Annotated in this window: 5 protein-coding genes and 2 rRNA genes (1 of these 7 cut by a window edge); 2 read left to right on the top strand and 5 right to left on the bottom strand. The window is 54.2% G+C overall.

The genetic code is table 11. The features are described 5' to 3' along the window. Positions 1-2,414 (top strand): 23S ribosomal RNA (locus K226_RS0112955); it begins 465 nt to the left of the window's first position. Positions 2,415-2,574: 160 nt separating this feature from the next. Beyond that, a 5S ribosomal RNA gene (gene rrf / locus K226_RS0112950) occupies positions 2,575-2,687 on the top strand. A gap of 347 nt (positions 2,688-3,034) precedes the next feature. Here the strand turns inward: rrf and K226_RS0112940 are convergent. The 5 genes from K226_RS0112940 to lptF are packed head-to-tail and all read right to left on the bottom strand — an operon-like array spanning position 3,035 to position 7,857. Continuing rightward, positions 3,035-4,207 carry a pyridoxal phosphate-dependent aminotransferase gene (locus tag K226_RS0112940; RefSeq protein ID WP_024815219.1) on the bottom strand — a complete coding sequence of 391 codons (1,173 nt, stop codon included), beginning with the start codon at positions 4,205-4,207 and terminating at the stop codon, positions 3,035-3,037. 48 nt (positions 4,208-4,255) lie between these two features. After that, positions 4,256-5,197, bottom strand: a complete 942-nt coding sequence (locus tag K226_RS0112935; protein ID WP_024815218.1) for a CysB family HTH-type transcriptional regulator — start codon at positions 5,195-5,197, stop codon at positions 4,256-4,258. 43 nt (positions 5,198-5,240) lie between these two features. Continuing rightward, positions 5,241-5,633, bottom strand: coding sequence for a sirohydrochlorin chelatase (locus tag K226_RS0112930; RefSeq protein ID WP_024815217.1), 393 nt, complete (start codon positions 5,631-5,633; stop codon positions 5,241-5,243). 23 nt (positions 5,634-5,656) lie between these two features. Further along, positions 5,657-6,763 (bottom strand): LPS export ABC transporter permease LptG, encoded by a 1,107-nt coding sequence (gene lptG, locus K226_RS0112925; protein ID WP_024815216.1) that lies wholly within the window; start codon positions 6,761-6,763, stop codon positions 5,657-5,659. Next, the gene (gene lptF, locus K226_RS0112920; RefSeq protein ID WP_024815215.1) at positions 6,760-7,857 is read right to left on the bottom strand and encodes an LPS export ABC transporter permease LptF; all 1,098 of its coding nucleotides are present in this window, start codon (positions 7,855-7,857) and stop codon (positions 6,760-6,762) included. The genes lptG and lptF overlap by 4 nt, the downstream gene beginning before the upstream one ends. Positions 7,858-7,875: the final 18 nt, after the last annotated feature.

The raw sequence follows: 7,875 nt of genomic DNA, 5'->3' as shown, positions 1-7,875 counted from the left end.
GGAAAGGCGAAAAGAACCCCGGGAGGGGAGTGAAATAGATCCTGAAACCGCATGCTTACAAAAAGTAGGAGCCCTTAGGGGTGACTGCGTACCTTTTGTATAATGGGTCAGCGACTTACATTCAGTGGCAAGGTTAACCGAATAGGGAAGCCGTAGAGAAATCGAGTCCGAATAGGGCGAATCAGTCGCTGGGTGTAGACCCGAAACCAAGTGATCTATCCATGGCCAGGATGAAGGTGCCGTAACAGGTACTGGAGGTCCGAACCCACTAGTGTTGCAAAACTAGGGGATGAGCTGTGGATAGGGGTGAAAGGCTAAACAAACTTGGAAATAGCTGGTTCTCTCCGAAAACTATTTAGGTAGTGCCTCAAGTATTACCGTCGGGGGTAGAGCACTGTTTAGGCTAGGGGGTCATGGCGACTTACCAAACCTATGCAAACTCCGAATACCGACGAGTACAGCTTGGGAGACAGAGCACCGGGTGCTAACGTCCGGACTCAAGAGGGAAACAACCCAGACCGCCAGCTAAGGTCCCTAAAATTGGCTAAGTGGGAAACGAAGTGGGAAGGCTAAAACAGTCAGGATGTTGGCTTAGAAGCAGCCATCATTTAAAGAAAGCGTAATAGCTCACTGATCGAGTCGTCCTGCGCGGAAGATGTAACGGGGCTAAGCCAGTTACCGAAGCTGCGGATGTGCAATTTATTGCACGTGGTAGGAGAGCGTTCTGTAGGCCTGTGAAGGTGTCTGGTAACGGATGCTGGAGGTATCAGAAGTGCGAATGCTGACATGAGTAGCGTTAAAGGGGGTGAAAAGCCCCCTCGCCGTAAGCGCAAGGTTTTCTACGCAACGTTCATCGGCGTAGAGTGAGTCGGCCCCTAAGGCGAGGCAGAGATGCGTAGCTGATGGGAAACAGGTCAATATTCCTGTACCGATGTGTAGTGCGATGTGGGGACGGAGAAGGTTAGCTCAGCCAACTGTTGGATATGTTGGTTCAAGCCTGTAGTCGTGCCCGGTAGGCAAATCCGCCGGGCTTAGATGAGGGGTGATAACGAGGCTGCTTGCAGCCGAAGTGAGTGATACCCTGCTTCCAGGAAAAGCCACTAAGCTTCAGCTACACACGACCGTACCGCAAACCGACACTGGTGCGCGAGATGAGTATTCTAAGGCGCTTGAGAGAACTCAGGAGAAGGAACTCGGCAAATTGATACCGTAACTTCGGGAGAAGGTATGCCCCAAGTAGGTGAACCTGTACAAGGCGAGCCCAAAGGGGTTGCAAAAAATCGGTGGCTGCGACTGTTTAATAAAAACACAGCACTCTGCAAACACGAAAGTGGACGTATAGGGTGTGACGCCTGCCCGGTGCTGGAAGATTAAATGATGGGGTGCAAGCTCTTGACTGAAGTCCCAGTAAACGGCGGCCGTAACTATAACGGTCCTAAGGTAGCGAAATTCCTTGTCGGGTAAGTTCCGACCTGCACGAATGGCGTAACGATGGCCACACTGTCTCCTCCTGAGACTCAGCGAAGTTGAAATGTTTGTGATGATGCAATCTCCCCGCGGAAAGACGGAAAGACCCCATGAACCTTTACTGTAGCTTTGTATTGGACTTTGAACAGATCTGTGTAGGATAGGTGGGAGGCTTTGAAGTGAGGTCGCTAGATCTCATGGAGCCAACGTTGAAATACCACCCTGGTGTGTTTGAGGTTCTAACCTAGGTCCATTATCTGGATCGGGGACAGTGCATGGTAGGCAGTTTGACTGGGGCGGTCTCCTCCCAAAGCGTAACGGAGGAGTTCGAAGGTACGCTAGTTACGGTCGGACATCGTGACGATAGTGCAATGGCATAAGCGTGCTTAACTGCGAGACTGACAAGTCGAGCAGATGCGAAAGCAGGACATAGTGATCCGGTGGTTCTGTATGGAAGGGCCATCGCTCAACGGATAAAAGGTACTCTGGGGATAACAGGCTGATACCGCCCAAGAGTTCATATCGACGGCGGTGTTTGGCACCTCGATGTCGGCTCATCTCATCCTGGGGCTGTAGCCGGTCCCAAGGGTATGGCTGTTCGCCATTTAAAGAGGTACGTGAGCTGGGTTTAAAACGTCGTGAGACAGTTTGGTCCCTATCTTCCGTGGGCGCTGCAGATTTGAGGAAGCCTGCTCCTAGTACGAGAGGACCGGAGTGGACACACCTCTGGTGTATCGGTTGTCACGCCAGTGGCATTGCCGAGTAGCTAAGTGTGGAAGAGATAACCGCTGAAAGCATCTAAGCGGGAAACTCGTTTCAAGATGAGATCTGCCGGGGCCTTGAGCCCCCTAAAGAGTCGTTCAAGACCAGGACGTTGATAGGTCAGGTGTGGAAGCGCAGTAATGCGTTAAGCTAACTGATACTAATTGCTCGTGCGGCTTGACCCTATAACTTTGACAGCCTGTCTTCACATCCCCCAAAGATGTGTCAGACATTCTCTTCAAAGATTGTTATGCCAAGTTGACGCATTCAAAAAAACACACAATCTGATTCCAAACTCTATGAATTCGCCGAGCTGTTCCAGTAACAGCTCAGCACTCAGTTATGCCTGATGACCATAGCAAGTTGGTACCACTCCTTCCCATCCCGAACAGGACAGTGAAACGACTTTGCGCCGATGATAGTGCGGGTTCCCGTGTGAAAGTAGGTCATCGTCAGGCTCTTACAGCCCAGCAACGCCCCCCTCTGTGATCAGAAGGGGGCGTTTCTGCTTTGGAATTGCCAAAACACTGCACACCAAACTCAATGCCTGCCAAGCCAGCCGGCAAACGTTGCATCCGGTGAGTCTGCTTTGCACCTTATCGGCCAAGCCAGCCCAGAGATCGCCTGCGAGGGGCTTCAGACCACCAGGCTGGCCAAGAATTTGTTCACAAGATGAACGTTCGGTTTGCGAAAAAGGGTGGGGCAAAATTCAATAGTGATGGTCAGATATGCGAGAAAAGCAACATCCACCGCTGACTGGTGCATCTTGAGCCGAGCACTTTGGAGTCGAAAGCAATGATTGGCATTAGAGTTTTTTCAATCTTCTAATGGCTTCATGCAAGGTTTCGTCTTTTTTGGCAAAGCAAAAGCGAACGACTCCTTGATTAAAACCATCGCCGTAGAAAGCAGACAAGGGAATGGCGGCAACCCCCACTTCACGCACTAGCCACTGGCAAAAGTCCGACTCATTTAGATCGCTCACGTTTGTCGTGTCTACGCATTGAAAATAGCTGCCTGTATTGGGAAGCAATTTCAAACGCGAGCCTTCCAGGCCTTCGCGGAACAGGTCGCGTTTAGCTTGATAGAAAGCCGGTAGCTGTAGATAAGGCGCAGGATCTTTCAAATACTCGGCCAGTCCGTACTGCATGGGCGTGTTCACGGTAAACACATTGAACTGGTGTACCTTTCGGAATTCGGCAGTGAGGTATGCAGGTGCGGCCACGGTTCCAACCTTCCACCCCGTAACGTGGAAGGTTTTGCCAAAGCTCGATACAACGAAGGCCCGCGCCGCCAAGCCCGGGAAACGTGCGGTGCTCTGGTGTTCAGCACCATCGAAAACCATGTGTTCGTAAACTTCATCGCTGATCAGCAGGATGTTGGTGGGGGCCAGCAGTTCCTGCAGTGCGAGCATATCCTCAGCGCTCCAGACCGTAGCGCTAGGGTTGTGCGGACTGTTGATGATGAGGGCGCGGGTTCGTGGCGTGATTGCCCCGCCAATCAGAGAAAAGTCGGGGAGAAACGTTCCTGGGATAAGGGGGACCCGCACAACTATGCCACCTGCCAGCTCGATGTTGTGGGCGTAACTGTCATAACAAGGGTCGAGCACGATGACTTCGTCGCCCGCGTGCACGATGGCCAGAATGGCTGTGAGTATCGCTTGCGTAGCCCCTGCCGTAATCGTTATTTCGGTGTCGGCGCAATATTTTCGACCATAGGTTGTTTCTATTTTTGAGGCAACAGCCTCGCGCAAAGCTGGAATGCCGGGCATGGGCGGGTACTGGTTGTGACCGGCCTTCATGGCCTGTGTCACCGCATCGACCAAGGCTGGATCACATTCAAAATCAGGAAATCCCTGGCCCAGATTCACCGCATCATGTTCAGCAGCAAGTGCCGACATAGCTGAAAAAATGGTAGTGCCGACCTGGGGTAGCTTGCTGGGAAATGTCGGTGTGAGTGGACTCGCGGCGGTGGAGGTCATGGGAAAAAGCACAAAAGATGCGGGGGATCGGTCGGTTACGACAGATGCTCAGAGTTCGTAATCATTGACATGCCCTGCCATGGCACGGGCTATGAGTTCGCGGCTCAGGCGGTCGCTCAGCAGTTCGGCGAATTTGTAGACAAAGTTACGCAAGTAGGCTCCGCGCTTGAAGGCCACCCGTGCGACGCTCTGCCCGAAAAGATGCCCCACGGGTCGCACAACCAAGTCACCCAAAGGATCTTCGCGCATAGCCATTTCAGCCACGATGCCGATGCCCAAGCCCAGGCGCACATAAGTCTTGATCACGTCGGAGTCGATGGCTTCGAGTGCAATGCGCGGTTGAAGTCGCCTCGTTGCAAAGGCCTGGTCAATCTTGCCGCGCCCTGTAAAGGTTGGGTGGTAGGTAATGAGAGGTTCGTGGGCGATATCATCCAGTCCAATGCGCTCTTTCTGGGTCAGCGGATGACCCGGAGGCAGCACCAACACATGTTCCCATTCATAGCAGGGCAGGGTCACCAGCTCGGGGTAGTCGGCCAGCGACTCGGTAGCCATGCCAATTTCCGCCACTTCATCAATCACCATGCGTGCGACCTGATCGGGCGTGGTCTGGTGCAGGCTGATGTTGACTTTCGGGTATGCCTCGCGGAGTCGCGCCACGGGGACCGGCAATACATAGCGCGCCTGAGTATGGGTGGTGGCGATCGACAGGGTTCCACTGTCCTGCGCACTGAACTGTTCTCCAATGCGCTTGAGATTGCCTACCTCGCGCATGATGACCTCAATGCTCTTGAGTACGTGCTGGCCGGGTTCTGTGATGCGTTTGAGTCGCTTTCCGTGGCGCGCGAAAATGTCAATTCCGAGTTCTTCTTCCAGCTCGATGATTGCCTTGGATACGCCGGGCTGCGAGGTGTGCAGGGCTTTGGCCGCCTCGGTCAGATTAAGGTTGCGGCGGGCTGCCTCTTGAACAAATCGGAATTGGTGCAAATTCATATCTAATGACGCCTAAAAATTCGCATCATTATGTTTTATTTGTCTAAGAGTTGAAGTCGGTCGTGGAGAAGTCACAGGCTATTTCGGCCATCAGTGTCGTCATGCGGTTGTCCTCTCCAATGGCCGCCTGCACGCTGAATTTCACCGATGGGTGAAGTGAGCGGAGTTGCTCCACCAACAAGGGCAGGTCTTCACGCGCATGTTTTCCGGTACCAAGAAACATTGGCACGACCACCATGTGGGTTGCGCCCCGTTGAGCGAGAGCCTCTGCTGCCTGGGCCAATGTCGGTTCGCACAGCTCAAGATAGGCACATTGCACCAACCTATCTGGATGGTGCAAGGCAATGCGTGAGGCAACTGCTTCTATGGGCGCGCGCCAAAGAGGATCGCGTGAGCCATGGGAAAAGAGCACGATGGCAGGAAGTGTGTGGGGCATACGCAAAAGGGGTAGTAGTGGGCTTAGCGTCGCAAGACCAGCCAACCAAAGGCTGCGAGCGACAAGAGGGAGTAAATCAATCCAGGAGCCGCAGCAGTGAGCCAGGGTGACCAATTCTGCAAATTACCGGCGTAGCCGAACACATTGTTCAGTAAAAAGAAGCTGATGCCTGCCATCACGCCGCCAAATACATAACCTGCAATTCCGCCTGCACGAAAGTGCAAGTATGCAAACGGCAATGCCAAAACCACCATTACCAAGCAACTCAGGGGGTAAAAAACCTTGCGCCAAAACTCAATTTCATACCGTTGGGCGGACTGGCCGTTGGCATCAAGATGGCGGATGTACTGGAAGAGGTCGACCGTTGCCATACGGTCAGGCTTGAGCAGTGAGGCCGCCACCATGTCGGCACTGATGCGGGTCGGCCATTGCAGTGCGGGAGTTTGCAGCTGTTCGACCCGGACTTCCTCGCTGTCTAGTTGAAGAAAGCTACTGCGCCTTACTTGGAGTAGCTCCCACATCCCAGGGGAAGCGAATCGCCCCGACACCGCATGGGTCTGTGAGGTCAGTTGCCCTTTTTCATCAAATTCGAAAATGCGCACGCCCAACATGCCGCCTTCGGGGGTTAATGCGCGCACGTTCACTGCAAAGGAATGGTCTTGCTGGCGCTCTTTGAGCCAAGCGCCGGTGGCACCAGAGGTCAACCGTCCCAGGTGGCGCACCTTGATGAGCTGCGCCGCTCGTTCCGACAGTGGGGTAATGTAGTCGCCCACGGCAAAGGTCAGTAGTACAAAGAACCCACCAAGAGTCAGCAAGGTGCGCAATGCCTGCCAAGGGCCCAGGCCGCTGGTACGCATGATGGTGAATTCGGAGCTTTGGGCCAGCCGCGCCATGACGAAAATGGTGCCGATGAGCACTGTGATCGGGAGCAATTCGTAAAGATGATTGGGAATGCTCAGCGACACAAAAAGTAACGCGTGGGAGAGTTGGTAGCCGTCAGATCCCGTCCGTCCAACCCAACGCAACTCGTCGATCAGATCGAAGAAAAAAAACAGCGCAAGGAACCCCAGCGTCACAAATCCCACAGCAAGGAGTGCTTCTCGGTGAATGAAGCGGCGAAGTACTCTCATGCGGGACTCCGGGTTTTGCGCAGACGCCGGAGCGTCCAGTGATTGTGTCGCGCAGCCAGGATGGCCAGCGCGAGTACTGCCGTGCCACCATGAAGGAGAATCATGAAGGTTGGCAATCCCAGCTTTCCTGCTCCAACCCAGCTCTGCCCAAGCGTCATGAGGTTGTAGTACACAACGAAAGATAACAGTGCAAACATCATGCCGCCGCTGCGACCGGCGCGTGGGTTCACGCTGGCCAGAGCCAAGCCCAGAATGACAAAGTTGACGGCCGCCACTGCCAGTCCAAGTCTCCAGCCCAGTTCTGCCTGGTATGCGGGTATGGTCGATTGCAAGAACAGCTCATGGGTAGCGCGGGTCTTGACAGCCAGTTGATCTGTACCTGTGCCGGATGCCGAACCGATGCGGGTGCCGTATTCCGAAAACTCACTCAGTTTCAGGCCTGGCTGGTCCGTAGTGGACTCCAGTCGCTGCCCCTGACTAAGCAATGCGAAGCGTTCGCCTGCACGTATTTCCAGGCGAGCACTGCGAGCTGACGTTACCGATTCTTTGGCGCCGCTGCTGGCCGCAATGAAAATGTTGTTTCCCGCCTGGGTGTCCGGGCTGTCCTTGTCGATAAAAAACACCCGGCTACCGTTGGCTGACTCCTGAAATTCGCCAGGCGCAATGCGGTCGATGTCGCTGCGTTGTTCATAGCGCGTCTTGAGCTCCTGAATCTGGGCATTAGCCCACGGCCATACCCCAAGGGACAGGATGGCAATGACTGCCATCACGGGCCATGCAAAGCGCAGCAATGGGCGCAGCAGGCTCATGAGTCCCTGGCCACTTGAGAACCAGATCACCATTTCGCTGTCCCTGTACATGCGTGACAGGACTCCCACCACAGCGACAAAAAGACTCAGGCTGAGGATGATTGGGAGTTGCCCCAGCACCGTGAAGCCCATGACCAACATGACGTCGGAAGGGTTGACACTGCCGCGCGACGCCTGACCGAGGGTTCGGATCAGCATCATGGTCATGACTACCGTGACGAGCACCACGAGCGTGGCGCCAAAGCTCCGCGCCAGCTCTCTGCGAATGGATGAATCGAATAACATTGGCTCGAAGGAAAACAC

It is taken from the genome of Acidovorax sp. JHL-3 (assembly GCF_000526295.1).
Lineage (GTDB): Bacteria > Pseudomonadota > Gammaproteobacteria > Burkholderiales > Burkholderiaceae_C > Acidovorax > Acidovorax defluvii.
This window is presented reverse-complemented; position numbering and strand designations above follow the sequence as displayed.